We start from the raw sequence: 25,944 nt of genomic DNA on the forward strand, positions 1-25,944 counted from the left end.
AAACTGCCGGCAAGTCTGTGAGGAACTTCCATGAGCGCCATAACTATTACCGACGCCGCGCATGATTACCTGGCCGATCTGCTCTCAAAGCAGAACACCCCAGGTATTGGCATTCGCATTTTTATCACCCAGCCAGGCACCACTTACGCGGAAACTTGCATTGCCTACTGCAAGCCAGGCGAAGAAAAGCCAGAAGATACCGCCGTGGGTCTGGCCAGTTTTACGGCTTACCTCGATGCGGTCAGCGTACCGTTTCTTGAAGATGCAGTAGTCGACTACGCCACTGATCGCATGGGTGGCCAACTGACCATCAAGGCGCCAAACGCCAAGGTGCCGATGGTCAACGAAGACAGCCCGATCAACGAGCGCATCAACTACTACCTGCAAACCGAGATCAATCCGGGGCTGGCCAGTCACGGCGGTCAGGTGAGTCTGATCGAAGTGGTTGAAGACGGCATTGCCGTGCTGCAGTTTGGCGGCGGCTGCCAGGGTTGTGGCCAGGCTGATGTGACCTTGAAGGAAGGCATAGAGCGTACCTTGCTTGAGCGTATTCCAGAGCTCAAGGGCGTACGTGACGTCACCGACCACAGCCAGAAAGAGAACGCCTACTACTAAGGCTGTCTGTCTCTGCTCCTACCGCGAAGATGCACTCCCCGGTAGGAGCGGGCTAACGGCAGGCGCGCCAGGGTGCACCATTGGCAAATTTGCTCTCGATCCATTGCTTGAATGCAGTGGTTACGGCAGTGTTGAAGCGTGCACCAGGGCGAACCAGATAGACGCCAGCGTCATTGTCCAGTTGCCACTGCGGCAGTACCCGCTGCAGCGTGCCCCTATCCAGATCCTTCTTCATCAGCCAGTCGCCACCGGCGAAAATCCCGACCCCTGCTCGCGCCACGCCAAGCAGCGCTTCGTTGTCGTTGCTGTGCATCGAGCCCTGCACTTTTACGCTTTGCAATTCACCCCGGCGATAAAGGTGCCACTGTGGGTAGGAGCGTAGTTCGGTGAATCCCAGACAGTTGTGGCTCACCAGATCAGCGGGTGACTGCGGCTGCCCGTAGCGCTCCAGGTAGGCGGGTGAGGCGCAGAGGATGCGCTGGTGATCGCAGAGCTTGCGGGCCACCAGTCGGCTGTCAGTCAGCTCGCCAATGCGAATCGCTGCATCAAAACCTTCGCCGATCAGATCGACAAAACGCTCCGAGTAGAGGGTTTCGACGGTGACCTGAGGAAAGGCCAGGGCAAACTCGGCCAGCATTGGACTGAGCCAGATTCTGCCCATGGATGACGGCAGTGCCAGGCGCAAGCGTCCTCTGACTTCGGTTGCACCCTTGGCGGCTTCTCGTTCAGCATCACTGATCAGGCTGGCTGCGTGTTGCAAGCGCTCCACCAGTCGCAAACCTTCGTCGGTAAAGCGCAACTGGCGGGTGGTGCGCTCCACCAGGCGTATTCCCAGGCGCTGTTCCATCGCACCCAGGCGTTTGGACAACACCGAAGGGTGGCGCTGCAGTAGTCGGCCAGCGGCCGCGAAGGAGCCTTGGGCAAAGAGCGCCAGAAGCGTACTTAGCTCGTCGGCGTGGCGGCTGTCGAACGGGTCCATGTCGGTGCTGTGCCTCGCTCGGTTTACGCTCAGGTAGTAAGGATGATCGCGCCTTGGCTGCGCCCCTGCTGCAGGTCGTCGTGAGCCGCGGCCACGTCGGCCAGCGGGTAGCGCTTCCAGATCCGCGGCTTGATGATACCTGCGGCCACCGCTGCCAGCACGTCTTGCGCACGGTCTTGATATTCCTGCGCCGTAGCGGTGTGCGCAGCCAGGGAAGGGCGGGTTACGTACAGCGAGCCCTTGCTGTTCAGCGTACTCATGGCCAGCGGCTCTGGGGCACCAGAAGTCGCGCCGAACGACACCAGTACACCGCGTGGGCGCAGGCTGTCGAGCGAAGCTTGAAGCGATGCCCGGCCAACCGAGTCGTAGACAACGTCGACCTTATGTCCGTGGGTCAGGTCCAGTACCTGCGCGGCCAGTGTCGGGGCGTCGAATACTAGCACTTCGTCACATCCAGCAGCCTTGGCCCTGTCGAGGCTTTGAGCCTTGGACACCACGCCTATGACAAAGGCCCCGAGATGCTTGGCCCATGGCACCAGCAATTGGCCCAGTGCTCCAGCCGCACCATAGACCAACACCCGTGTGCCGGGGCCTACCGGGTAAGTGCTTTTGAGCAGGTATTGGGCGGTAATCCCTTTGAATAATACGGCTGCGGCCTCTTCGAAACTTATGTTGTCCGCCAGCTTGACCAGGCGCTCGGCTGGAAACAACCGAGCGCTGGCGTAGGCGCCGACTGGACCGGTGGCATAGCCCACGCGGTCACCGACTTGTAGCGTGCTCACGCCGGGACCCAGTGCGGTTACCGTTCCTGCGCCTTCCAGGCCCAGACCCGAGGGCAGGACAAGCGGGGCGTCGCCTTTGCGCTGGAGCAGGTCCAGAGGGTTGACGCCGATAGCTGCCTGTTCCAGCCAGACCTCTCCGGCGCCTGGTGCTTGCGCTGGCGATGAACGCAGCTGCATCACCTGTGGGGCGCCCGGTTGTTCAAGATAAACGTGCATGACCATGACTCAGTTCCTCGCGGTAGTAAGTGCTGCGTACGAGGATATTTATTGATTGGATCATCAGCAATTATATGAAAAAGCATTTCAATGCTGCATGACATGCAGCAATCGGGGCCGTTTTCACGCACTCTGCGCTCGAGCCACCAGGTGCAGGAACGACGAAATGATCTGGCTGTTACAGCGTTCGGCGAGGCAGTACAGATAGGTTTCGGTATTCACTGGATTGCCACGAAAACGGATCGCCTTGAGCCGTGGGTCGGCAATGAACTCAGCCTCCGACACCACGCCAACACCGATCCCGCGTATCACCGCTTCGCGCAATGCCTCGCGGCTGCCTATCTCCATGACCACCCGCGGCGTGACATCGTCTGCGTGCAAGGCTTTCTCCAACGCCAGACGGGTGGTGGAGCCGCTCTCGCGGTGCAGCAGGGGCTGGCCTTGCAGGGCCTGCAGTGGGATTTCATCGAAGCGTGCCAAGGGATGGTCGGCGTGCGCGAACAGTAGTACGGGATGACGTGCATACAACTGTGCGCTGAAGGCTGGATCGTCGTGCAGGCCGGCGAGTACGCCAACATCGGTAACGTAGTTTTCAAGGTCCGCCAACACCGAGGCTGAGTTGCCGACCTTGATCGACAGGTCGATCTGTGGGTACTGCTGACGATAGGCATCGACCATTTCAATGACATGGAAGGGCCCCACCGCGCCAATCTTCAATTGCCCGCGATTGAGCTTGCCGGAATCGCGCAGCAGGTTGAACGCTTCAAGCTCCAGCACACCCAGTTGCTGGGCAATCGGCAGCAATTGGCGGCCGACCACTGTCAATTCGATGCGCCGTCCGCGGCGATGAAACAGTTCGACGTTGTAGTCGCGCTCCAGGGCCTGGATCTGCGTGGTCACGGTCGGCTGGCTCAGACCCAGGGCGCGAGCGCCGGCGCTGAAACTGCCCTGGCGGGCGACAGCAAGGAAGGTGCGCAATTTGGTGGTAGACATCCATAGCTTCCATCAATGGTTTTGCAGGAAAACGCATAGTGATTTGAAGCTGTGACTGTCACGTGACAGCCCTAGTGTGGAGCGACCTAAACAACACCTGCAGGAAGTCCTCCATGAACCCGTTTGCCAAACTGTTGCGTTTGACCGGCTTTGGTCTTTTGCCCTTGTTGGCCTGTACCCAGGTTTCTGCACAGTCGTCACTGAGCATCGGCCTGATTCCCTCCGAAGACTCCCAGGCCATGATCGAGAGCAGCAAGCAGGTGCTGGCAGATCTGGAGCGTCAGTTGGGCATGCCGGTCAAGCCGTTCGTGGCTACTGACTACAACGGTGTGATCGAAGCATTGCGCGCCGGCAAACTTGATGTCGCTTACCTGGGGCCGTTCTCCTATGTGCTTGCCCATCAAGTGGCGGGTGTCGACGCTTTCGCCGTGGCCGTCACCAAAAAGGCCGGCAAGAGCGCCTATCGCAGTCAGATCGTGGCGCGCAAAGACAGTGGTATCGAGCAACTGAGCGACCTCAAGGGACATACCTTCGCCTTTGTCGACCCAAGTTCGGCCTCTGGCCATTTGTTCCCCAAGGCAGGCCTGGAAGCCGCCGGCTACCAGCCGGAAAAGTTGTTTTCACGGGTGATTTTCTCCGGCTCCCACGATGCCAGTATTCTTGCCGTCGCCAATCGCAAGGTGGACGCCGCAGCGGTAGCCGACCGTATCTACGCTTCTGCTGTGGCCCAGGGACAGGTCAAGGCGGACGACCTGCAGATTGTCTGGTCGTCGGCCGATATTCCCGAATCACCCATGGTCTGGCGCCAGAACCTGGACCCGGCATTGAAGCAAAAGCTGGCGGCCGCCATGGCCAATATCAAAGATGTGCCTTGGGGCGATCAGGGGCTGCTCAATGGCTTTCAACCCACCACCGACGCCGCTTATGACGTGGTGCGCGATACCGCCAAAGTGCTCGATCTCGACTTGCGGAGCATGAAATGATCCGCATCCGCGCACTACGCAAAGACTACGGCGACAACCCGGTGCTCAAGGGCATCGACCTGGACATCGGGGCGGGCGAGTTCGTCGTGGTGCTGGGTCAGTCCGGTGCTGGCAAGTCGACCTTGCTGCGGTGCATGAATCGCTTGGTGCAGGCAGACAGTGGTGAGTTGCAGATTGGCGCAATCGACGCCATGGGCGGCGAACGTCCGCGCGAGCTGCGCCGGCAGGTGGCAATGATCTTTCAGCATCACAATGTGGTGCCGCGCTTGTCGGTGCTCAAGAACGTATTGACCGGGCGCCTGGGGTCACTGTCGACCCTGGCTTCGGTGTTGCAGTTGTTCAGTCGCAGCGACGTGGCTCTGGCGCTGAACTGCCTGCAACACGTCGACCTGCAGCACAAGGCCGAGGCACGTACCGATTCGCTTTCGGGTGGTCAGCGTCAGCGCGTGGGGATTGCCCGAGCGCTGGCACAACGGCCAAAGGTGATTCTCGCCGATGAGCCGGTTGCCAGCCTCGACCCCAAGACGGCTCGCAGGGTGATGCAGTACTTGCGCGATGCGACGCGAGAGTTGGGCATTACCGTGGTGTGCAATCTCCATCAAGTGGACCTGGCCGAGGAATTTGCTGATCGCATTGTCGGCTTGGCGCATGGCCGATTGGTGTTCGACAGCCATCATGAACGCCTCGATGAGGCCAGCCTGCAGCGAATCTACCCGCAACTCGAACGTCTCGACGATGAGCAGGTTGTACCGGCAATGGCGCGGTTGCAACTGCAAGGAGGGCTTGCACGATGAACAATCTGCCGTCGACATACCGTTGGCTGGTCAGCACCCCCGATACCGCACGCGGCTGGTTGGTCACCGGCGCCTGGGTGCTGCTGGCGGTGCTGGTGCTGCACTGGAGTGCCCAAGGTACACAATTGAGCTGGTCGGAATTGAGCAGCGGCTTGCCGCAGATCGGCGACTTTCTGGCGCGCTCCATGCCACCGGACCTGAGCATTCTGCCGCGCCTGTGGCAGCCCGCGGTAGAGACGTTGCAAATCGCCTTGTGGGGAACACTGTTGGGGATTGTCTTCGCCATACCCCTGGCATTTCTCGCCGCGCGCAATCTGCAAGGCAATCGTTGGCTGTATGCCGGTACCCGGCAACTGCTCAATGTGATTCGCAGCATCAACGAGTTGATCCTGGCCCTGGTGTTCGTTTCGGCAGTAGGCCTTGGGCCGTTTCCCGGTGTATTGGCGTTGGCGCTCCACGGGGTCGGCATGCTCGGCAAGTTCTTCGCCGACAGCATCGAAGAGATCGACCAGGGGCCAATTGAAGCGCTGCAGGCCACCGGTGCCAGACCGCTGCAGGTGATCGTCTTCGGCGTCATCCCGCAAGTGATCACCGCCTGGATTGCGGTGGTGCTGTACCGCTTCGAAGTCAATCTGCGTTCGGCAACGGTGCTGGGCATGGTCGGGGCAGGGGGGCTGGGGTTCGAGTTGGTCAGCAGCCTGAAATTGTTCAAATACCAGGAAACCGCCACCTGCATCATTGTCATCACCCTGATGGTCGTGGCTGCTGATCTGCTTTCCAGTCGCCTGCGCCGCCGTATCCAGGGCGATAACCGTCACTAGCCCTGCGCCGTTATCGGTTCAACCAATGCAAGCCTTAAACCAATCGATTTGAGCGAATGTTGTTAGGCCACGACTATGTCCCCAGCCAGAACAACAATAAAGGAAACCGCTATGCCTGCCTTTTTCCATAACCCGGTGGCGACCTGCTTCGGCAGCGGCAGCCTCGACCAGATCTGCACCTTGAGTGAAAACCACAACGTCGCCCTGGTGACGTTTCCGGAGGCGCGCGGACTGGGTTTGATTGACCGCGTCCAGGCGCTGCTGGGCGAGCGTCTGGTGTACATCGTCGAAGACGTGCAACCCAATCCGGATGTGGCTCAACTGCGCAGTACCTACGAACGCTTCTGGGTAGAAGCAGAACATTGCCAGACGGTGATCGCGCTGGGGGGTGGCAGTGCCATCGACACCGCCAAGGCGTTGATCGTCGGCACCGAATCCGGGCAGTTCGATGAGTTGCTCGGTCTTCTGGCCCTGGGCAAACCCTTCACTCCGGCACGCAGCAAAGCGCTGATTGCCGCTCCTACCACTGCCGGCACCGGCAGCGAGGTAACGCCCTGGGCGACGATCTGGGATAGTGCTGCGCAGAAGAAGTATTCGTTGCACCTGGACTGCACCTGGCCGAAGGCGGCGATTGTCGACCCGGAACTAATGCTCACCGTGCCCGCCGGTGTCACGGTGTCTACCGGGCTCGATGCGCTGTCTCACGCGTTGGAAGCGATCTGGAACGTCAATGCCAACCCACTCTCCGATACCTTCGCGGTATCGGCAATCGAAGACATCCTCGACTGCCTGCCGCAACTGCAACGTGACCTGGGCAACCGTGACCTGCGCGCCCGCATGGCGCTGGCAGCACTCAAGGCCGGCATGGCGTTTTCCAATACCAAGACGGCGCTGGCACACTCGATTTCCTACGAGATGACCTTGCGTCATGGCGTGCCCCACGGCATCGCCTGTTCGTTCTCATTGCCGCTGGTACTGGGTTTGGCCTGGGGCCGTGACAGTGCCCGCGACTGCACCTTGCAGCGCATCTTCGGGCCGAATCTGGACCAGGCCAGTACCCGCCTGCGCGCGTTCCTCCATAACCTTGGGGTCATGACCGACTTCGCCGACTACGGCGTCGATGCCGACGAGGCCCAGGCCATGATCGCCCATGCCTTGCAGGGCGCCCGGGGCAAGAACTTTATCGGCGCCTCCGCCGCCTGACGTTCGCTGCTGTTTCCTGTTGCACCAATCAAGAGGGATTGCCTGCGTCAGCTGGTTTAACGTGATTGCGCGCGGCCAGGGAGGGCCGCGCGACAACTTCTGGCCCGTTATGTGCTTTGTCCCCTGCATCGATTGCTGATCGATTGGTCAAGCCTGCAACCTGGCAACTGCGCCGGTTGGAGTAAGACCTGTCCTTGAAAGCGTCGGAATTGGCATATACAGGGATCAGACTCATGACGCTTGCCCAACCCCTCGACCTCGCAGCGTGCGCTACCGGCTGGAGTGCCGAGTTGTCGCTGCGCTTCGTTCGACGCGGGGAAAAGACCTGTATTGGTGCGCGACGTCATTTTGGTCCTCTTTTGGTGCAACGACCGTTCTACCCCGAGGGCGCGCCGTGCCACGTCTACGTGTTGCACCCTCCCGGCGGCGTGGTGGGCGGCGACAAACTGGTGCTCGATGTGCACCTGGAGGCGGGCAGCCATGCGCTGATGACCATGCCCGGGGCAACCAAGTTTTACCGCAGCAACGGCAATACCTCGACCCTCAACCAGCATTTTCATTTGGCACCCGACAGCGTGCTGGAGTGGTTGCCGCAGGGCAATATCTGTTTTTCCGGTGCCCGTGTGCGCCTGGAAAATCGCTTTAGTCTCTCTCCAGGGGCACGTCTTTTGGCGTGGGAAACCCTGTGCCTGGGCCGACCGGTGATGCACGAGACGTTCAGCCACGGTGCACTGGACAACCGCCTACAGATCGATGTACCCGACGACCCCGGCCTGCACGAGCGCCTGCGTATTGAAGGTGGTCAATTGCACAAGCTTGGCGGCTACCCCTTGCAGGCAACCTTTTGCGCCTTTCCGGCCGACGAGAACCTGCTTGAACAGTGCCGCACCCTCATCAATGACCTGAACGTACCTGCTGGCGCAACGTTGCTCGGCCAACTGCTGGTAGTGCGCCTGCTCGATCACGACAACCAATCCCTACAACTCACCCTGCAACGCCTGTGGCATGCCTTGCGGCCCGCCGTGGTCGGCCTGCAGCCATGCCCGCCACGTATCTGGGCCACTTGAGAGAATGCCATGGAGCTGACCCCGCGAGAGAAAGACAAATTGCTGCTGTTCACCGCGGCGCTGCTTGCCGAGCGCCGGCTGGCCCGTGGTCTGAAACTCAACTACCCGGAAGCGGTAGCGTTGATTAGCGCCACGGTGATGGAAGGCGCTCGTGATGGACGCACGGTCGCCGAGTTGATGAACCTGGGGCGTGATGTGCTCAACCGTGAGCAGGTAATGGAGGGCGTGAGCGAAATGATTACCGACGTGCAGGTCGAGGCGACGTTCTCCGACGGCACCAAGCTTGTGACCGTGCATGACCCGATTGTCTAGGAGCGCAGGATGATTCCCGGAGAAGTACAGGTCGCCCAGGGCGACATTGAACTCAACCTTGGCTGCCAGACCGTTAGTGTGACGGTGGCCAACCATGGGGACCGGCCGGTGCAGGTCGGCTCGCATTACCACTTTTATGAGGTTAACAACGCCCTGGTCTTCGAGCGCGAGCCCACCCGTGGTTTTCGCCTGGACATCGCCGCAGGCACCGCCGTGCGCTTTGAGCCGGGGCAGGCGCGCACGGTGACACTGGTGCCCTACGCTGGAAAACGCGAGGTCTACGGTTTTCAAGGGCGGGTAATGGGCAAACTGGAGGCACTGGCATGAGCCGAATCTCGCGTCGTGCCTACGCCGACATGTTTGGCCCGACCGTCGGTGACCGGGTACGCCTGGCCGACACCGAATTGTGGGTCGAGGTGGAGAAGGACTTCACCACCTACGGTGAAGAGGTCAAGTTTGGCGGTGGCAAGGTCATCCGTGACGGCATGGGCCAGGGCCAGATGCTCGCCAACGAGGCCATGGACCTGGTGCTGACCAACGCCTTGATTATTGACCACTGGGGCATCGTCAAAGCTGACATTGGTGTGAAGAACGGACGCATCTTCGGCGTCGGCAAGGCCGGCAACCCGGATGTGCAGCCCGGGGTTACCTTGCCGATCGGTGCAGGCACCGAAGTGATTGCCGCCGAAGGCAAGATCGTCACCGCAGGCGGCATCGACTCACACATCCACTTCATCTGCCCGCAGCAGGTGGAAGAGGCGCTCACCTCGGGCATCACCACGTTTATTGGCGGCGGCACCGGGCCGGCCACGGGCACCAATGCCACCACCTGCACCTCCGGGCCCTGGTACCTGGCGCGCATGCTTCAGGCAGCCGATGAGCTGCCGATCAATATCGGCCTGCTCGGCAAGGGCAATGCCTCGCAGCCTGAGGCGTTGCGCGAGCAGATTCACGCCGGGGCGGTGGGTTTGAAACTGCATGAGGATTGGGGCTCGACTCCGGCCGCCATCGACTGTTGTTTGAACGTGGCTGAAGAACTGGATGTGCAGGTGGCCATTCACACCGACACCCTCAATGAATCCGGCTGTGTCGAAGACACCCTGGCGGCAATCGGTGATCGCACCATCCACACCTTTCACACCGAAGGGGCCGGTGGTGGTCATGCGCCGGATATCATCCGCGCGGCGGCGTTTGCCAATGTGCTGCCGTCCTCGACTAATCCAACCTTGCCCTACACGATCAATACCGTGGACGAGCACCTGGACATGCTGATGGTCTGCCATCACCTGGACCCGAGCATTGCCGAGGACGTGGCGTTCGCCGAGTCGCGCATTCGTCGCGAAACCATTGCCGCCGAAGACATTCTGCATGACATCGGCGCGTTTTCGATGACCTCATCCGACTCCCAGGCCATGGGCCGGGTAGGGGAAGTGGTGTTGCGTACCTGGCAGGTCGCCGACCAGATGAAGCGTCGTCGCGGACCCCTTGCTCCAGACAGCAGCCACAGCGACAACGCTCGGGTGAAGCGCTACATCGCCAAGTACACGATCAATCCGGCACTCACCCATGGCATCGCCCATGAGGTGGGCTCAGTGGAGGCGGGCAAGCTGGCTGACCTGGTGCTCTGGGCACCGGCCTTCTTCGGGGTGAAACCTGCGTTGGTGATCAAGGGCGGGATGATTGCCATGGCGCCGATGGGCGATATAAACGGCTCGATTCCCACGCCGCAACCGGTGCACTACCGGCCAATGTTCGGTGCCCTGGGCGCTGCACGCAACGCTACCCGAATGACCTTCCTATCGCGCTCGGCGCATGAGCGTGGTGTCCATCAGCAACTGGGTTTACGCAGCCTGATTGGCGTCGTCAATGGCTGCCGGACTGTGCGCAAGGGCGACATGGTGCACAACGGCCTGCTGCCGCTGATTGAAGTGGACTCACAAACCTACGAGGTGCGCGCCAACGGTGAATTGCTGGTGTGTGAGCCGGCCACAGTATTGCCGATGGCGCAACGTTATTTTCTGTTTTGAAGGAGCACGCATGATTCTGCTGACACGACGGCTCAAAGAAGCCGACCAGGTAAGCGCCACGGTAACCCTCACCCTGGACACCCGCATCAAGAGCCGGGTACGGGTCACCCTCGACGATGGGCGCGAGGCTGGACTGATGCTTGAACGCGGCCAACTGCTGCGCGGTGGCCAATTGTTGAGCGATGAGCAGGGCATCGAGGCGATACGTGTGGTCGCGGCAGCAGAGCCGGTATCCACGGTGCGTTGCGCCGATCCTTTGTTGCTGGCACGTGCCAGCTATCACCTGGGCAACCGACATGTACCGCTGCAGATTGATGGTGGCCTGCTGCGCTATCAACACGACCACGTCCTCGACGAGATGGTTCGCGGCCTGGGCTTGCAGGTGACGCTGGAGCAGGCGCCGTTCGAACCTGAAGCCGGGGCCTATCAGAGCGCACCGCACAGCCACTCCCATAACGATCACCCCTTTGTTCGCGTTGCTCACCACTGAAGTCGATAAGGAATACCCATGAACAAGACTGTTGCACTCGCGTTGCTGCTGGTGGCCGTACCGGCCTTCGCTCACCCAGGTCATGACGCCAACCCCCTGCAGGATGGCCTGCTGCACCCGCTGACCGGCCTTGATCACTTACTCATGCTGCTCGGTACCGGCGTGCTCGCGGCATTGACCGGCCGTAACCTGGCACTGCCGCTGCTGACGCTCTGTGCCATGTTTGGTGGTGCCTTGTTGGGGCAGTTGTTCGGCGGTGTTATTGGCATGGAAACGATGATCATCGGTTCGTTGCTGGTGGCTGCTGCCGCCATGTTGCTGCCTGGCCGGCAAATGGTTCTGGCCTTGGCAATGCCGGTGTTCGCCTTGTTCCATGGTTGGGCCCACGGCGTTGAAGCCAGCCCAGGGGCATTCTGGTTGTTCAGTGCAGGCTTTGTCGCGGTCAGCGGCGTGCTGTTGCTCGCAGGCTTTGCCGGCGGGTGCCTGCTGCGCCGCCACAGCGCCTTGCAGAAAGCCTTCGGTGGAGGCTTGCTGGCGGGCGCTGCAGTGGTGCTGGCTGGCTGATGAGTACCGAGCTGAAGCTGCTGCGACTGCTGCAGTTGGCCAGTCCAAGCCTGCCAGTAGGCGGATTTACCTATTCCCAAGGGCTGGAGTGGGCGGTGGAGGCCGGCTGGGTGCAAGGCGCCGACGGTTTTCGCAGTTGGCAACGCCAGCAGTTGCACGACACCCTGGGCTATCTCGACTGGCCGCTACTTTCGCGCCTGTATCACGCCTGTTGCGACGACGACGCCGGGGCATTCCTGCACTGGAGTCAGTTCTTGCTGGCCAATCGTGAAACGGCCGAGTTACGCCTGGAAGAGCGCCAGCGGGGGATGGCCTTTGCCCGCCTGCTCGACGGCTGGGAGCTGTGCCAGGCGGAGCAATGGCGACCGAGCGTGGCGTTGAGCCAGTTGGGTGGGATGGCCTGGCTGGGCGCGCACTGGGACATTCCTTTGCCCGATCTGGCCTTGGGTCATGGCTTTGCCTGGCTCGAAGGTGCAGTGATGGCGGGCGTCAAGCTGGTGCCCTTTGGCCAACAGGCAGCACAAAGTCTGCTGCGTGACCTGTGTGAAGAACTGCCTGGCGTGCTCGAGCATGCCCTGCAGGTGCCCGATGATCAGTTGGGTGGCGGATTGCCATTGCTGGCGATTGCTTCGGCCCGACATGAAACCCAATACACCCGATTATTTCGTTCTTGAGGACAACCCATGCAAAGTTATCAGCAACCCCTGCGCGTCGGTGTCGGCGGTCCGGTCGGTTCAGGCAAGACCGCGCTGCTTGAGGCCTTGTGCAAGGCCATGCGCGATCACTATGAGATTGCTGTGGTGACCAACGATATCTATACCAAGGAAGACCAGCGAATTCTCACCGAAGCTGGCGCACTGGCACCGGAGCGTATTGTCGGGGTGGAAACCGGTGGTTGCCCGCACACCGCCATTCGCGAAGATGCTTCGATGAATTTGGCCGCGGTGGAGGAACTGGCACGTAGATTCGGTAATCTTGAAGTGATTTTTGTCGAGAGTGGTGGCGACAATCTCAGTGCAACCTTCAGTCCGGAGCTGGCCGATCTGACGGTCTATGTGATTGACGTTGCTGAAGGTGAAAAGATCCCGCGCAAGGGCGGACCGGGGATTACCAAGTCGGATTTTCTGGTGATCAACAAAATCGACCTGGCGCCTTATGTAGGTGCTTCGCTGGAGGTGATGGAGAAGGATACGCAACGGATGCGGCCCGAGCGGCCGTGGGCGTTCACCAATCTCAAGACCGGGCAGGGCTTGCAGCAGGTTATCGACTTTATCGTTGAGCGAGGGATGCTTGGCGCTGCGCGAGCGCCCCACTCGATGGCTTGAACCGCGGACCTGGATAACACGGTCCGATGCTTCAGGTCCTGGGCGCGGCGGTGTGCACGTAGATCCATTTTCCAGGGCGGCGCTGTCATCATTGCCTCCCTTGAACGGATAGGCGCATCGCGCCCAGGGCTACCCAGGCGCGGAAAGGTTCTACCTGTGGGCTCAGCCTTTGAGCGTTGCCATGTCAATTACAAAACGGTATTTCACATCGCCGGCAATCATTCGGCTGTAAGCCTCGTTGATATGACGGATATCCAGCATTTCGATATCGCAGCGAATACCGTGCTCGGCACAGTATTCCAGCACTTCCTGGGTTTCTGCGATGCCGCCGATCAACGAGCCACCCAATACCCGCCGTTTCAACACCAGGTTGGCAGCATGCAGGGCAGGGTCCACGGGTTCGATCAGGCCGACGAGAATGTGTACACCGTCGAACTTGAGGGTCTGCAGGTAAGGGTTCAGGTCATGCTGAACCGGGATGGTGTCGAGAAGGAAGTCGAAATGTTCGCTGGCAGCCTGCATTTGCGCAGGGTCGGTGGACACGATGACATGGTCGGCGCCCTGTTTGCGGGCTTCTTCGGCCTTGCTCGGGGAGCGCGTGAATAGGGTCACTTCTGCGCCCATGGCTTTGGCGAATTTGATGCCCATGTGGCCCAGGCCACCCATGCCAAGAATGCCGACACGGTCACCGGCCTTGACCCCATAGTGCTTGAGCGGCGAGTAGGTGGTGATTCCCGCGCACAGGATCGGCGCCGCGCCTGGTAGGTCGAGGCTGGCCGGAATGCGCAGAACGAACCGTTCGCTGACGACAATGCTGTTGGAGTAACCGCCCATGGTGTTGCTGCCGTCGATTCTGTCTGCAGTGGCGTAGGTCATGGTCGGGCCTTCCTGACAGTACTGCTCCAAGTCGCTACGGCATGCTTCGCAGTGCTGGCAGGAATCGACCATGCAACCGACACCGACATGATCGCCCACGTTGTAACGGCTGACATTGGCACCCACTGCAGTCACACGGCCGACGATCTCGTGTCCAGGCATCAATGGGTAGACGGCAATGCCCCATTCGTTACGGGCCTGATGGATGTCCGAGTGGCAAACGCCGCAGTAGAGAATCTCGATGGCCACATCGTCAGGGCGCAGGGCGCGTCGCTCGAAGGTCATGGGCGCAAGTGGCGCGGTGGCAGACTGGGCGGCGTATCCGATGGCTGTGTACATGGCTGACCTCTGTAAATCGATGAACAGTAATGGCCGCCATTGTCCGCAGTGGCCGGCAGGCTGCCCATTGTCATTCCTCCGCCTGTCATGCCTAAAACTCCGGATCTGCACCTGATCAGCACACACCAGGCTGCCAAGCTGCGATGATGGCAGTGTCTATTCCTCCGTCCTGGTCCCCCATGCAACTGACACGTCACGTTGATGCCAATGCCACGCTGTGTTCCCTGATACGCGCCCTGGCGGTGCGGCCCGGGTTTGTCGATACGCATCTGGCTCAGGTGCAGGTACTGTCGGCGTATAACTATGTGGCGAGCAGCCCGCAGATCTATGAGCCGAGCCTGATGATTCTCGCCCAGGGCAGCAAACTGGCGCGTCTTGGTGCACGAACCCTGGAGTACGGTGCCGGGCATTACTTGGTTCAGGCGTTGTCGGTGCCTTTCATGTGCGAGACTTTTGCCACCGCGGACGAGCCATTGCTGGGGGTGTCGGTGGCCATCGACCGCGTGGTAGTGGGGGAGTTGGTACAGAATATGGGGTTGCCAGCCAACGATCCCATCAAGGCGCAAACACCTGAATCGATGGCCTCGGCTGCACTTGACGATGCCATGCGCGACAGTGTCGAACGCCTGTTACGTTGCCTGCAGGACCCAATGGACAGTCAGGTGATGGGTGCCGCCCGTGTGCGCGAGGTGTTGTATGTGGCGTTGCGCGGACCGCAAGCTGGCGTCTTGCGCGCGCTGGTTGAGCAACAAGGGCATTTTTCGCGTATTGCATCGGCACTCAGCCATTTGCGCGACCACTATGCCGAACCCTTGAGTGTCGAGGCGTTGGCAAGCTGCGCCAACATGAGCGCCTCGACCTTTCACGAACACTTCAAACGCAGCACGCTGCTTTCGCCAATGCAGTACCTCAAGCGCCTGCGGTTGCTCAAGGCTCAACAAATGCTGATCGGCGAAGGCCAGGGGGTGGCGCAGGTGGCGCATCGGGTCGGCTATCAGAGCACCTCGCAGTTCAGTCGCGAATACAAACGTCACTTTCAGCGTAGCCCTGGGGAAGAGCAGCCATACGGGTGAGTCACCACGTGGGGCAAGCTCGATAACTGCGCTCAAATATCGCCAAAATGCACCGCCAGCCACACGGTGGCACGCGTGCTGTCGGTCCACTCCACACGGTGTCGGCTATGAGCAGGAATCTCGACAAAGTCGCCTGGTTTCAGTGCCCGGGCACTAGATTCGTGCTCCAGCCGCAAGCCCGCTGAACCGGCCAGGAGCAACACCCATTCACTCTGCGGCTGGTCGTACCAGAAGCCCGCGGGACTTGCCTGGCCATTGGAGACGATGCGTTCAATGCGCAAGCCCGGGCGGGCCAGCAGTTCATCGAAGTGTTCCTGCTCGGTGGCAGGGGGGAGGGGGTTGAGCAGATTGTCGAGCATCGTTGCAAGGCCCTCGTCTGGCACCACATTGTGGTTTAAGGTGGCATCTGCCACTCATGATAGGGAATCATCATGAAACACTCGCTTTTGCAGCCGTTCAGTGTCGCAATGCTGTTGAGCACTTGCCTGCCTGCGCTGGCGGCTCTGCCTGGCGCGCCTGCCTACATAGACGATAGCGTCTATCCCGACGCAGCCAAGCAACGCATTTTGCCACCGATGTTCGAGCAGACCCTGGCCAGTACACGCTACATCGCCAGCGCAGACAACCCGCTGGTGACCACGGCCGAAGCCAGTGGTTTCAATCAGACCAGCGATTACACCGAGACACGCGCTTACCTGAACAAACTGGTGGCGGCCTCCGGGGGCAGTATCGTGCTGCACGATTTGCCGGAAAAAAGCGCAGAAGGCCATCCGATGGTCATGGCGATCGCTTCATTGGAGGTCGACAAATCGCCAGCCGGGCTGAACGAGTCCGGCAAGCCGACAGTTTTCGTCGAAGCCGAGATTCACCCCGGCGAGGCCAACGGCAAGGACGCCATGTTCATGCTCTTGCGGGACATGACTACCGGTGACAAGCCGCTGGCAAGCGTGCTGGAAAAGGTCAATATTCTCTTCATTCCCACCGTCAATATCGACGGTGACTTGCGTCGCAGCGCCTACGGTCGGATCAACCAGAACGGCCCGCAAGAAACCGGCTGGCGGGTCAATGGCTTGAACTACAACCTCAATCGCGACTTCACCAAGCTCGACAGTGCCGAAATTCGCAACGTCGCCTGGGTATTCAATACCTACGACTTGAGCTTTTTCGCCGACACGCATTCCACCGACGGCGCCATGTACCCCTATGACAGCTCTTACTGTCACAACGGCAATGGCTGGTCGCCGGCAAGCAGCGCGTGGATGGACAACGTCATGCGTGCGCCGGTGTACAAGGCCCTGGAAGCAGACGGGCATGTGGTACATGAGTGCATCAGCCTCAATGACAATCAGGACCCGACCCAGGGCTATTACCCGTACCGAAGCGACTATGCGCGGTTCTCCAATCAGTACGGAGATATTCGCAACGTCCCTTCGATCCTGATCGAACAGCACGCCCTGCACCCCTATCAGACTCAAGTACTGGGTAACTATGTGATGCTCAAGCGCATGCTTGAGGTCATTGGCGAGCAATCGGCGTCGCTCAAGGAAGCCATCCGCCAGGACCGCGAGCGACTCGAGGCACAGCAGGACGTCATTCTCACCTGGAAACCGGGCAAGGCCGAAACTACCCCGTTCACGGTCGGCGACTATCGCTACGAGCAGTCACCGATCACGGGCGCCAAGACCATCGTCTGGAGCAACAAGCCCAAGCAACTGACGGTGCCGGTAACCGGCAACACCGAGCCGGACCTGGTGACCAAGCGGCCACGCCAGTACGTGGTACCGGTGCAGTGGCGCGAGGTGATCGTTCGCCTCAAGGCCCATGGCATTCAGATGACTACGCTGGACAAACCCACGGCAATACCGGTCACCCTGTATCGCATGGACGAGGTCAAGATAGCCGGAGGCTTCGAGCCCGATCGCGCCCAGGTCAACCAGATTCCGGGTTATGAGGGGCGTCTGCCGGTCAGCGGCGTGGCCAAGCCCTTCGAGCGTTTGCAGACATTCGCGCCGGGATCGGTGGTGATCGATCTCGACCAGCCACTGGGCGTGCTGGCGGTCAACTTGCTGTACCCGCAAAGCCCCGACTCGTTCTGGGCCTGGGGCTTCTTCAACTCGACGCTGGTCGTGGCCGAAGAGCCCGAGGAGTACGTGATGGAGCCCATGGCGCGCAAGATGCTGGCACAGGACCCGGCGCTCAAGGCCGAGTTCGACAAGAAACTCAAGAGCGACAAGGCCTTCGCCGCCAGCCCCAGTGCACGGTTGCAATGGTTTTATCAGCGTACGCCGTTTTATGACGTAAATGCCTTCGTCTATCCCGTGGGTGCGGTGTTCTGAGGAGCATCGCCGGGCAGACAGGAGAGTGCCTGCTCGGCGATGGCGATAATAATTAGAGAGGAAATGATGGTGGCGGTCCAAGCAAGTGCTTTCCCGTTGTCGATGGCAACCCTGGAAGCGTTCAACCGGTGTGTTCTGCAATTGGCCAGTCTTGCCCGCGAGGAGGGCGGTTCGCATTTCATTGCCGACGGCCTGCAGGCCTTTCGCCAATTGGTACCGTTTGCCTCGGCATGGTGGGGAGAGATGTCCGCGGACAGCAGTGCCCCGATCCAGAGCTGGATGCATGGGCGTATCGATCTGCCGGCCTCGTTTGCCAGTGAGTGGCATGACGTGGCCGGCTTGGACAGCTTTGCCATCGACACCTTGTCCAGTCTCGGTCGGGTGGTACGCGACAGTGAGTTCACCGATCCTGTCGAGGCGGTCAACGACTTTGCCCGCCGTTACGACCTCTACCATTTGATGAACATCACCTTCGAGCTGCCTGAGAGCGGACTGAATTTCTTTGTCTGCTTGTATCGAGGCGTAGAAGAGCAGGCATTCAACGCTACCGAAGACGGCTTGTTTGCCGCGTTCTGCGCGCACTTGCTGCAACAGTGGCGTTTTCAGGTCCAGGACATGATTCGTATCGACACCGGTAACGGTGCCAGTGATTTCGGCGTGGCGCGCCTGGACGGCAGCCTGCTGTATATCGGTGCACGCGTGTGTGCAGCGGTTCAGCGCGAGGTGCCTGGCTGGGACGGATCGGTGCTGCCGGCACAAGTCATTGCGCAGTTGCACAAAGTGCCCTGTGTGATGCGTCTGGGGCGGTGCACACTGACCCTGAGCCCAAATGCCGATCATGTCATTTTGTCACTTGAAGCCCCGGCCCCTGGCGTGGTGCTGGCCCCCCGTGAACGTACCGCAGCCATGCTTTTCGCCGCTGGCCACTCCTACAAGGAAATTGCCCGTATCCTCTCGCTGAGCCCGGCGACCGTGCGCACCTACTTGCGCAATTGCTATGTGCAGTTGGGAGTCAAGAGCAAGGTGGAACTGGGGTCTGCCTTGCGTTTGGCCACACCGCTTGCGGAAAAAATCGCCTGACCCTCCTCATTTGCAGAGGTCCGCTCTTTTGTCTCGCGCTATAGGGTGTACGCATAGCCGTTAAAACAAGAGAGCGTTCCAATGCAACGACTGATTCCCAACCTGATGGCCGCAACCCTGGCCTTTTCATCACTTCAGGCAATGGCCGCCGCTGACCTTGTATTGGTCAACGGCAAGGTGTACACCGCAGAGCCCGGACAAGCACTGATGCAAGCGGTGGCAGTCAAGGACGGCAAGATCCTGCAAGTGGGCAGCGATGCCCAGATCAACGCGTTGGCCGACGCCAATACCCAGCGCATCGATTTGGCCGGCAAGGTACTGATGCCGGGCATGATCGACACCCACAGTCATCCGATTGCAGGAGGTTCTGCGAGCCTGGGCGCGAACCTTGAAGATGAAGTCAAGCCGTTGCCCGAGCTTGAGCAATGGATACTTGCCGAGGTCAAGGCAGGCCGCGGGCGAGCGGGGGATGTCATCAGTGTTGCCGGCACCAGTTCAGCCTACTGGGAAAAAAGCCGCGAACTGGGCCAAGTGTTCAATCAGGGGCGCTGGGCCGATCAACCCCTGGTGCTCAACGGCATCGACGGCCACACCGGCTGGGCTAACAATGCCATGCTCAAGCGCCTGAAGATCGATGCGGCACTGGTCAAGGGAATGTCCGAGCAGGACCGCAGCTATGTGGGGCACGACGCGGACTTTACCCCTAACGGATACTTCTCCGAATCGCGCTGGGACCAGGTACGCAGTCAGATTCCTGCCGCCGACGAAGCCTTCATGCTCAAGGCTGCCCGTGAAGCGGTGCGGATCAACAACCAGTATGGCGTTACTGCCTGGATGGATGCTGCGGCCAACGCTGGCAGCGACGACTCGTTGTTTGACTTCAAGGCGACCGAACAGAGCTACGGTGTATTGCCGCTGTACCGCACGCTGGCAGAGAAGGGCGAACTCAGTGCCCATGTCGCGGCCCTGATGATTGCCAACCCGAAAAGCCGACCTGCCGACCTTGAGGTATTGGCCAAGGTGGCGAAGAAGTTCGAAGGCGTGCCCAACCTGAGCTTCCCGGGAATCAAGGTGTTCGTGGATGGGGTGCTGGAGTATCCAGGGCAGACCGCGGCGATGCTTGAACCTTACAAGAACAGCAACAAGAACGGCCAGTTGTTGATCGAGCCCGACCGTTTCGGCGAGCTGGTCGCCGCCGCAGAAAAACGCGACTGGATCGTACATATGCACGCTGTAGGCGACCGAGCAGTGCGCAAGTCGCTCAATGGCGTCGAGTATGCGCGCAAGGTCAGCACCACGCCCAAGACCCACAGCATCAGCCACCTGCAAGTGGTCGACCCGAAGGACTTCCCGCGCTTCAAGCAACTGGGCGTGATCGCCTCGATGCAACTGCTCTGGGCAACTGGCGAGAGCTACACCGTGGAGTTGGTGAAACCTTACATTACCCCTTCAGCCTATAGCCATCAGTACCCGGCCAAATCCCTGCAACAGGCTGGAGCGACAATTTCCGGTGCCAGCGATTGGCCGGTGTCCAGCCCCAACCCATGGAACGCTATCGCCCAGGCTGCCACCCGAAAAGGGCCGCTAGGGGTACTCAACGCCCAGGAAAGCGTCGATCGCCAACTCATGTTCCAGGCCTACACCCTCAATGCCGCCAAGACCCTGCGCCTTGAGCAGCAGATCGGTTCATTGGCACCCGGCAAGCAGGCTGACCTGATCGTGCTGGACCGTGATGTTTTCAAGGTCAGCGACGATGAACTGTTCGAGACTCAAGTACTGAAGACCTTCTTCGCCGGCAAGCAGGTCTACGCCCCCGCCTCCTGAGGTCCCCCGCTGACGATGCCTTGGCTCCTTGCCTTGCGAGGGGCTTGGCTTCGCCTGCAGGAATCTGCCCGCACACAATAAAAACAAGGGTTTCTGTATGAACGCACGTACCGTTTTCTCTCTCGCCGGCTTGCTGCTGGCGCCACTGACCAGCCAAGCGCTGACTTTGAGTGACGATTTCCTCTTGGAGGTAGAGCTCACCGCTGCCAGCGATTATCGCAGCCGTGGGGTTTCGCAAACCCTCGGCGACCCTGCACTGCAGGGCGGGGCGACGCTGATCCACAGCAGTGGCCTGTACCTTGGGGCCTGGACCTCGAACGTTGACTTCGGCAGCGAATTCAAGACGCGCCAGGAGCTGGAGTACTACGCCGGTTGGTACTGGCAAGCCACCGATTCGATTAGCCTCGACCTTGGCTACATCAAGTACGACTATCCCAAAGAAGCGCAATTCAATTTGAGCGAGGTGTACGCGATTCTCGATGTGTATGGAGTGAAACTCGGCGCCTATTACTCCGATGACACACCGAATTTCTTCGGCGAAGACCAGGACACGCTTTACACCTATCTTGGCTATAGCTTTGCCTTGCCCGGTGAGGTTGGCCTGGAGCTGCGCGCCGGTCGTAACGATGTGAAAGACCCCGCGTTCTGGTCTGCCAGCGGCGATGACCGAAACACTTACTATGAATGGGAAGTGAAATTCACCCGTGAGTTTGGTGGAGTCACCTGGGGTTTGAGCTACATCGATACCGACTTGTCGAAAAGCGAATGCATCGGTTGGTACGGATTTGACGACCTGTGCTCGGCCACCGTTGTTGCAAGCGCCAACAAAACCTTCTAATACCCGTAATTCGGTCACAGGTCGAGCAGGCGCTCGATCTGGGCCAGCTCCCAGGTGCTCAACAGGCTGACCGGGTCGGTGCCGTAGCGCTGCCAGGTGTCCAGTGAGCCATGGCGACCATCAGGATGCTGGCAGTGCTCGCAGTGGTGCAGGCGCTTGCCTTCAACGTCCAGCGCCAGTTGCCAGCCTTCTATCTCTACCCATGTCAGATTGTTCGAAAGGGCAGGTTTCAGACGCGTCATCGGGCGGATCCCGAGGGCGGCGTCACGCAGTTGCTGGTAAACCTCACGCGCGGTCAGGGCAAGCATTGGTCATGTGTTCCTACGAAGGGATTGTATATTCACGGTGCTATCACGATAATGATAGTAATTACCATTAGCGTGTGATTCCCGTCAGTGACCCGTTCTGTCGACACCAAGGCAATCGTGGCCGATCTCTACAGCGACCATCATCGCTGGCTGCGCGCCTGGCTGTATCGCCGGTTGAACTGCCCTGATGATGCTGCGGATCTGGCGCAGGATACCTTTGTCCGGGCCATGGGCAGTAGTGCCCTGCCAGCCCTGGAAGAACCTCGTGCCTTTTTGGCTACAGTTGCCCGGCGCCTGTTGAGCAACCTGTTTCGCCGTCGGGCCCTGGAGCAGGCCTACCTGGAAGAGCTTGGGCGGCTACCGGAGTGCTGCATGCCTTCGGCCGAGGATGTGTTGCTGGTGCGTGAAGCGCTGGCACAGATCGACCGGTTGCTCGACGGCCTGCCCGAGCGAGCGCGCCACGCCTTTATCTTGCATCGTCTCGAAGGCCTGAGCCAGCCCATGATCGCAGAGCAGTTGGGCGTTTCGCTGGCAACGGTGGAGCGGGATTTGCGGCGAGCGTTCCTGCATTGCCTGAGCGTGGAGGCCGAATGAGCCACGCTTCGGTAGATCGCGCTATCCATGAGGCTGTGGACTGGCTACTGACACTCGAAAATGCCCCAGCGCAAGACAAGACGCATCAGGCTTTCGAGTCTTGGTTAAAGCACTGCCCGACGCACCAAGCTGCCTGGCAGCGGGTCAATGCGCTGTTGCAAGAACCTTTGGCCGGTCTGCATCAAGCTGAACAACGCTCACCTGGGCAACTGGCAATTGCCAGCCGCAGCCTACGCGTGCAACCTCCACTATCGCGACGCAAGGTGCTCGGTGGTGGTCTGGCCATGGTGTTGCTGGGGTTGGGCTGTGCCGGTCTGGCGCACCGGCGAACGCCATTGGGCGATTTGTTCGCCGACGTGCACACCGCAACCGGTGAGCGTCGCAGTCTGACCCTCAGCGATGGCTCGCGCTTGCGCCTTAATGCGCGTACGGCAGTTGACCTACAGTTCAATGCCAGTCAACGCCTGGTGCTGCTGCGCGAGGGTGAGTTACAGGTGGAGGTTGCTGTCGAGGCAGATCGTCCGTTCATTGTCGCCACGCGCCAAGGCCAGGTTCAGGCGCAAGGTACGCGCTTTACCGTGCGCCAGGACGATCAACAAAGCCTGGTTGCGGTGCAGGAACATGCGGTCTTGCTGACCACCGGCAATGCCGCTGCACAGCGTGTCGAGGAAGGACAGGCTTATGCGTTCGATGGTCTGCGCAGCGTTGCCCTGGCGCCTTCGCTACGGACCCGGGCGGGTTGGACTGATGGTCGCGTGGATGTGCGCGACGAACCTCTGGGTGATCTGATCGAGGCCTTGCGACCGTATCGAGCAGGGTTGCTCCGCATTAGCCCGGCAGCAGCGCAAATCCGCGTGTATGGCAGTTTCCCCCTGGATGACAGTGACCGCACTTTGCTTTCGCTCAGCGAAACCCTGCCGATCAGCGTTGACAGCTTCGGCGGCTGGCTGACGCGCATCGATGTGAGCTGAGGGGCAAAAAAAATCTTCGGCCGTGAGGGGATCCGGTCACTGGTGTGTCCTGGTTATGGACAACAACTTCAAACGAGCCCCTACACACAATGTCAGATTCCATGATCCGCCCCAGCCTGCTGGCCCTTGCCATTGCCTTGGGCAGCAGTGCGCCGTTGTACGCGTTGGCGCAGAACGGTAGCAGCGTCAGCGCCACCCAGACGTTCGACATCCCGGCCGGTGATCTGGGTGAAAGCCTCAGTCGCATCGCCCGCCAGTCCGGACGTGTGTTGTCGGTCAGCCCCGCGTTGGTGCAGGGCAAGCAGGCAGCCCGGGTCAGTGGCCAGCTCACACCCGAGCAAGCGGCCATGCAAGCACTGCGCGGCAGCGGTCTGGACCTGAACATCACGGCAGGCGGAACCTGGAACCTGGTACCGACGGTGCAGAGCGATGCGCTGGAACTGGGCGCCACGCAGATCACCGGGCAAGGGACCGAGGACGCCTGGGGTCCGGTGGTGGGTTATGTGGCCAAGCGCACCGGCACGGCGACCAAGACCGATACCTCGGTGCTTGAAGTGCCGCAGACCATCAACATTATTACCCAGGACGAAATCAAGGCCCTGGGGTCGCAAACGGTCACTCAAGCCCTGCGCTACACCCCCGGCATCACCGGAGGTGGCTTCTCCGACCGGGTCGGCATCTTTGACGAACCCACTTCTCGCGGTTTCAGTCCTACACCGTTGTACCTGGACGGCCTGCACTTGCCTTACGGCGGCGGCAGCACCGGCGGCGCACTGCAGATTGACCCGTATCTGCTGGAGCGGATTGAAGTCATGAAGGGCCCCGCCTCGGTGCTCTACGGGCAGAACCAGCCGGGAGGCCTGATCAACATGGTTTCCAAACGCCCGACCGCTACGCCGCAGCGTGAACTGGTACTGGGTGGCGGCAGCCAGGATCGGCGCTATGCGGCCTTAGATTTCGCCGGGCCCATGGATGATCAAGGTGAGTTCCTGTACCGCCTGACGGGCAATGGCCTGGATAAAAACGGCGAGATCGATTACGTCGAACAGCAGCGCTTCATGCTTGCACCGAGCATGACTTGGGTGCCTAACGAGAAAACCCGTCTGACGATTTATGGCCATTACCAGAAAGACAACGGTGTCCCGGAAGCTCAAGGCTTGCCCTCCATCGGAACGGTATTTTCCAGCCCCAATGGCCGGATCAAACGCAGCCGGTTTATCGGTGAGCCCGATATCAACGCCTATGACCGCGAGCAGTACACGTTCGGTTATGAGTTAAGTCACGAACTGAACGATGTCTGGACCTTTAAGCAGAATGCCCGCTATGCCTATGTCGACGATCGCTTTCGCGCGCCGTTGCACGGCTACACGTTTGTCACCAACCCGCAGACGGGTGTTGACGACCAGCGCTACATGACCCGCTTCGGAGTCGATTGGAAACAGCGCAATAAAGTGTTTGGCGTCGATAACATTGCCCAGGCCAAGTTCAATACGTTCGAGGTGGCGCACACGCTGCTGGTGGGGGTGGACTACTACCACTCCAATTCCAAGTTCCTTGGCCTGTACGACCGAAATCCACCGATCATCGACCTGTACTCGCCGGTCTACGGTCAGGCGCTGAACTTCGGCCAACCGTTCAACTGGGATAACACAGTGACCCAGACGGGCCTGTATGTGCAGGACCAACTCAAATGGAACAACTGGTTCCTGACCCTGGGCGGTCGTTACGACTGGGCCGAAACCGAAACCCGGGAACCTATCGCCCAGAACTTCGCCACCCTCAAGGATGAAAAGTTCACCGGTCGTGCAGGCATCGGCTACAGCTTCGAAAGCGGTGTTACGCCTTACATCAGCTACACCGAGTCGTTCCTGCCGGTGACGGGGGCGGACATCCACCACAAGCCGTTCGAGCCGTCCACCGGCAAGCAGGTTGAAGCGGGGGTCAAATACCAGCCGCCTGGGCAGGAGAGTTTTGTGCAGCTGTCGGTGTATGAGATCAAGCAGCAGAACATCCTCACCACCGATCCTAGCGATTGGACCCGCAGCGTCCAGGTCGGCGCATTGCGCTCGCGCGGCGTGGAACTTGAGGGCAAGGCAAGTCTGGGTGACAACCTCGACGTGATTGCCTCGGTTTCGCGTAACGATGTGGTCTACACCAAGGACAACGATGGTCGTGAAGGCCGGCACCCATCAGGGACGCCACCGATGACAGCGTCGCTGTGGCTGGACTACCACTTTACCGGCGATACGCTGTTGGCTGGTCTGGGCATGGGCCTGGGCGCGCGGTATGTGCGTGGCAGTGACGGAAGTGATTTTGCTTATGATCACTTCAGCATCCCGTCGTACACCGTCTACGACGGCATGCTCTCCTATGACTTCCAGCAGTCGCCGCTGCGTCTGAAAGGGGTCAAGTTGCAGGTCAACCTGCAAAACCTCGAAGACAAAGTCTATGTCAGCCGTTGTACCAGTGATGTCGATTGCTATTACGGTGAAGGCCGCACGCTGACCACCGATCTTACTTACAACTGGTAGGTT

At 60.1% G+C, this 25,944-nt stretch carries 27 protein-coding genes; 21 read left to right on the forward strand and 6 right to left on the reverse strand.

Annotated features, from left to right (window positions below):
- Window positions 1-30 precede the first annotated feature (30 nt).
- On the forward strand, window positions 31-615 hold the full coding sequence (nfuA, locus tag D3Z90_RS11250; RefSeq protein WP_028941949.1) for a Fe-S biogenesis protein NfuA: 585 nt from the start codon (window positions 31-33) through the stop codon (window positions 613-615).
- A gap of 52 nt (window positions 616-667) precedes the next feature.
- Here the strand turns inward: nfuA and D3Z90_RS11255 are convergent, their stop codons facing one another.
- From D3Z90_RS11255 to D3Z90_RS11265, 3 genes are all read right to left on the reverse strand, one after another.
- Window positions 668-1,594 carry a LysR family transcriptional regulator gene (locus D3Z90_RS11255; protein ID WP_136475851.1) on the reverse strand — a complete coding sequence of 309 codons (927 nt, stop codon included), beginning with the start codon at window positions 1,592-1,594 and terminating at the stop codon, window positions 668-670.
- 29 nt (window positions 1,595-1,623) lie between these two features.
- Window positions 1,624-2,592 carry a quinone oxidoreductase gene (locus D3Z90_RS11260; RefSeq protein ID WP_371922317.1) on the reverse strand — a complete coding sequence of 323 codons (969 nt, stop codon included), beginning with the start codon at window positions 2,590-2,592 and terminating at the stop codon, window positions 1,624-1,626.
- Between the two features lie 123 nt (window positions 2,593-2,715).
- On the reverse strand, window positions 2,716-3,585 hold the full coding sequence (locus D3Z90_RS11265) for a LysR substrate-binding domain-containing protein (protein ID WP_136475855.1): 870 nt from the start codon (window positions 3,583-3,585) through the stop codon (window positions 2,716-2,718).
- 113 nt (window positions 3,586-3,698) lie between these two features.
- On the opposite strand from D3Z90_RS11265, the gene phnD reads away from it, so the two are divergent.
- The 12 genes from phnD (at window position 3,699) to ureG (ending at window position 13,171) form a co-directional block, all read left to right on the forward strand.
- On the forward strand, window positions 3,699-4,568 hold the full coding sequence (gene phnD, locus D3Z90_RS11270) for a phosphonate ABC transporter substrate-binding protein (RefSeq protein WP_136475856.1): 870 nt from the start codon (window positions 3,699-3,701) through the stop codon (window positions 4,566-4,568).
- Window positions 4,565-5,362 carry a phosphonate ABC transporter ATP-binding protein gene (gene phnC / locus D3Z90_RS11275; RefSeq protein ID WP_136475858.1) on the forward strand — a complete coding sequence of 266 codons (798 nt, stop codon included), beginning with the start codon at window positions 4,565-4,567 and terminating at the stop codon, window positions 5,360-5,362. Before phnD ends, phnC begins: the two co-directional genes overlap by 4 nt.
- The gene (gene phnE / locus D3Z90_RS11280) at window positions 5,359-6,183 is read left to right on the forward strand and encodes a phosphonate ABC transporter, permease protein PhnE (protein ID WP_136475860.1); all 825 of its coding nucleotides are present in this window, start codon (window positions 5,359-5,361) and stop codon (window positions 6,181-6,183) included. Before phnC ends, phnE begins: the two co-directional genes overlap by 4 nt.
- A gap of 111 nt (window positions 6,184-6,294) precedes the next feature.
- Window positions 6,295-7,386, forward strand: coding sequence for an iron-containing alcohol dehydrogenase PsrA (gene psrA, locus D3Z90_RS11285; protein WP_136475862.1), 1,092 nt, complete (start codon window positions 6,295-6,297; stop codon window positions 7,384-7,386).
- Between the two features lie 233 nt (window positions 7,387-7,619).
- Window positions 7,620-8,453, forward strand: coding sequence for an urease accessory protein UreD (locus tag D3Z90_RS11290; RefSeq protein WP_136475864.1), 834 nt, complete (start codon window positions 7,620-7,622; stop codon window positions 8,451-8,453).
- A gap of 9 nt (window positions 8,454-8,462) precedes the next feature.
- On the forward strand, window positions 8,463-8,765 hold the full coding sequence (locus D3Z90_RS11295; RefSeq protein WP_136475866.1) for an urease subunit gamma: 303 nt from the start codon (window positions 8,463-8,465) through the stop codon (window positions 8,763-8,765).
- 9 nt (window positions 8,766-8,774) lie between these two features.
- The gene (locus D3Z90_RS11300) at window positions 8,775-9,092 is read left to right on the forward strand and encodes an urease subunit beta (protein WP_136475867.1); all 318 of its coding nucleotides are present in this window, start codon (window positions 8,775-8,777) and stop codon (window positions 9,090-9,092) included.
- Window positions 9,089-10,792, forward strand: coding sequence for an urease subunit alpha (gene ureC / locus D3Z90_RS11305; RefSeq protein WP_136475868.1), 1,704 nt, complete (start codon window positions 9,089-9,091; stop codon window positions 10,790-10,792). The genes D3Z90_RS11300 and ureC overlap by 4 nt, the downstream gene beginning before the upstream one ends.
- Window positions 10,793-10,802: 10 nt before the next feature.
- Window positions 10,803-11,282: an urease accessory protein UreE gene (gene ureE, locus D3Z90_RS11310; RefSeq protein ID WP_136475869.1), complete on the forward strand. Its 480-nt coding sequence runs from the start codon at window positions 10,803-10,805 to the stop codon at window positions 11,280-11,282.
- Between the two features lie 18 nt (window positions 11,283-11,300).
- A complete protein-coding gene (locus tag D3Z90_RS11315) occupies window positions 11,301-11,846 on the forward strand; it encodes a HupE/UreJ family protein (RefSeq protein WP_136475870.1) in 546 nt (181 codons plus the stop codon).
- Window positions 11,846-12,520, forward strand: coding sequence for an urease accessory protein UreF (locus tag D3Z90_RS11320; protein ID WP_136475871.1), 675 nt, complete (start codon window positions 11,846-11,848; stop codon window positions 12,518-12,520). The genes D3Z90_RS11315 and D3Z90_RS11320 overlap by 1 nt, the downstream gene beginning before the upstream one ends.
- Window positions 12,521-12,529: 9 nt before the next feature.
- The gene (ureG, locus tag D3Z90_RS11325) at window positions 12,530-13,171 is read left to right on the forward strand and encodes an urease accessory protein UreG (RefSeq protein ID WP_136475872.1); all 642 of its coding nucleotides are present in this window, start codon (window positions 12,530-12,532) and stop codon (window positions 13,169-13,171) included.
- 162 nt (window positions 13,172-13,333) lie between these two features.
- On the opposite strand, the gene D3Z90_RS11330 is transcribed toward ureG, so the two are convergent.
- Window positions 13,334-14,386, reverse strand: a complete 1,053-nt coding sequence (locus D3Z90_RS11330) for an NAD(P)-dependent alcohol dehydrogenase (protein WP_136475873.1) — start codon at window positions 14,384-14,386, stop codon at window positions 13,334-13,336.
- A gap of 179 nt (window positions 14,387-14,565) precedes the next feature.
- On the opposite strand from D3Z90_RS11330, the gene D3Z90_RS11335 reads away from it, so the two are divergent.
- Window positions 14,566-15,459 carry an AraC family transcriptional regulator gene (locus D3Z90_RS11335; protein WP_136475874.1) on the forward strand — a complete coding sequence of 298 codons (894 nt, stop codon included), beginning with the start codon at window positions 14,566-14,568 and terminating at the stop codon, window positions 15,457-15,459.
- A 32-nt stretch (window positions 15,460-15,491) separates the two neighbouring features.
- Here the strand turns inward: D3Z90_RS11335 and D3Z90_RS11340 are convergent, their stop codons facing one another.
- Window positions 15,492-15,818, reverse strand: a complete 327-nt coding sequence (locus D3Z90_RS11340; RefSeq protein ID WP_136475875.1) for a cupin domain-containing protein — start codon at window positions 15,816-15,818, stop codon at window positions 15,492-15,494.
- A 72-nt stretch (window positions 15,819-15,890) separates the two neighbouring features.
- Between D3Z90_RS11340 and D3Z90_RS11345 the strand changes: the two genes are divergently transcribed.
- From D3Z90_RS11345 to D3Z90_RS11360, 4 genes are all read left to right on the forward strand, one after another.
- Window positions 15,891-17,795 (forward strand): M14 family metallopeptidase, encoded by a 1,905-nt coding sequence (locus D3Z90_RS11345; RefSeq protein WP_136475876.1) that lies wholly within the window; start codon window positions 15,891-15,893, stop codon window positions 17,793-17,795.
- A gap of 102 nt (window positions 17,796-17,897) precedes the next feature.
- On the forward strand, window positions 17,898-18,875 hold the full coding sequence (locus tag D3Z90_RS11350; protein ID WP_136478925.1) for a helix-turn-helix transcriptional regulator: 978 nt from the start codon (window positions 17,898-17,900) through the stop codon (window positions 18,873-18,875).
- An 81-nt stretch (window positions 18,876-18,956) separates the two neighbouring features.
- Window positions 18,957-20,699: an amidohydrolase gene (locus tag D3Z90_RS11355; RefSeq protein ID WP_136475877.1), complete on the forward strand. Its 1,743-nt coding sequence runs from the start codon at window positions 18,957-18,959 to the stop codon at window positions 20,697-20,699.
- Between the two features lie 97 nt (window positions 20,700-20,796).
- The gene (locus tag D3Z90_RS11360; RefSeq protein ID WP_136475878.1) at window positions 20,797-21,537 is read left to right on the forward strand and encodes a TorF family putative porin; all 741 of its coding nucleotides are present in this window, start codon (window positions 20,797-20,799) and stop codon (window positions 21,535-21,537) included.
- 14 nt (window positions 21,538-21,551) lie between these two features.
- Here D3Z90_RS11360 and D3Z90_RS11365 read toward each other — a convergent pair whose 3' ends face one another.
- Window positions 21,552-21,845, reverse strand: a complete 294-nt coding sequence (locus D3Z90_RS11365; RefSeq protein WP_136475879.1) for a hypothetical protein — start codon at window positions 21,843-21,845, stop codon at window positions 21,552-21,554.
- Window positions 21,846-21,932: 87 nt separating this feature from the next.
- On the opposite strand from D3Z90_RS11365, the gene D3Z90_RS11370 reads away from it, so the two are divergent.
- From D3Z90_RS11370 to D3Z90_RS11380, 3 genes are all read left to right on the forward strand, one after another.
- Window positions 21,933-22,439 carry a sigma-70 family RNA polymerase sigma factor gene (locus tag D3Z90_RS11370; protein WP_136475880.1) on the forward strand — a complete coding sequence of 169 codons (507 nt, stop codon included), beginning with the start codon at window positions 21,933-21,935 and terminating at the stop codon, window positions 22,437-22,439.
- Window positions 22,436-23,410 carry a FecR domain-containing protein gene (locus tag D3Z90_RS11375; protein WP_136475881.1) on the forward strand — a complete coding sequence of 325 codons (975 nt, stop codon included), beginning with the start codon at window positions 22,436-22,438 and terminating at the stop codon, window positions 23,408-23,410. Before D3Z90_RS11370 ends, D3Z90_RS11375 begins: the two co-directional genes overlap by 4 nt.
- A gap of 89 nt (window positions 23,411-23,499) precedes the next feature.
- Entirely contained in the window at window positions 23,500-25,941 is a 2,442-nt protein-coding gene (locus D3Z90_RS11380) for a TonB-dependent siderophore receptor (RefSeq protein WP_136475882.1), read from the forward strand.
- Window positions 25,942-25,944: the final 3 nt, after the last annotated feature.

Source organism: Pseudomonas sp. DG56-2 (genome assembly GCF_004803755.1).
Taxonomy (GTDB): domain Bacteria; phylum Pseudomonadota; class Gammaproteobacteria; order Pseudomonadales; family Pseudomonadaceae; genus Aquipseudomonas; species Aquipseudomonas auratipiscis.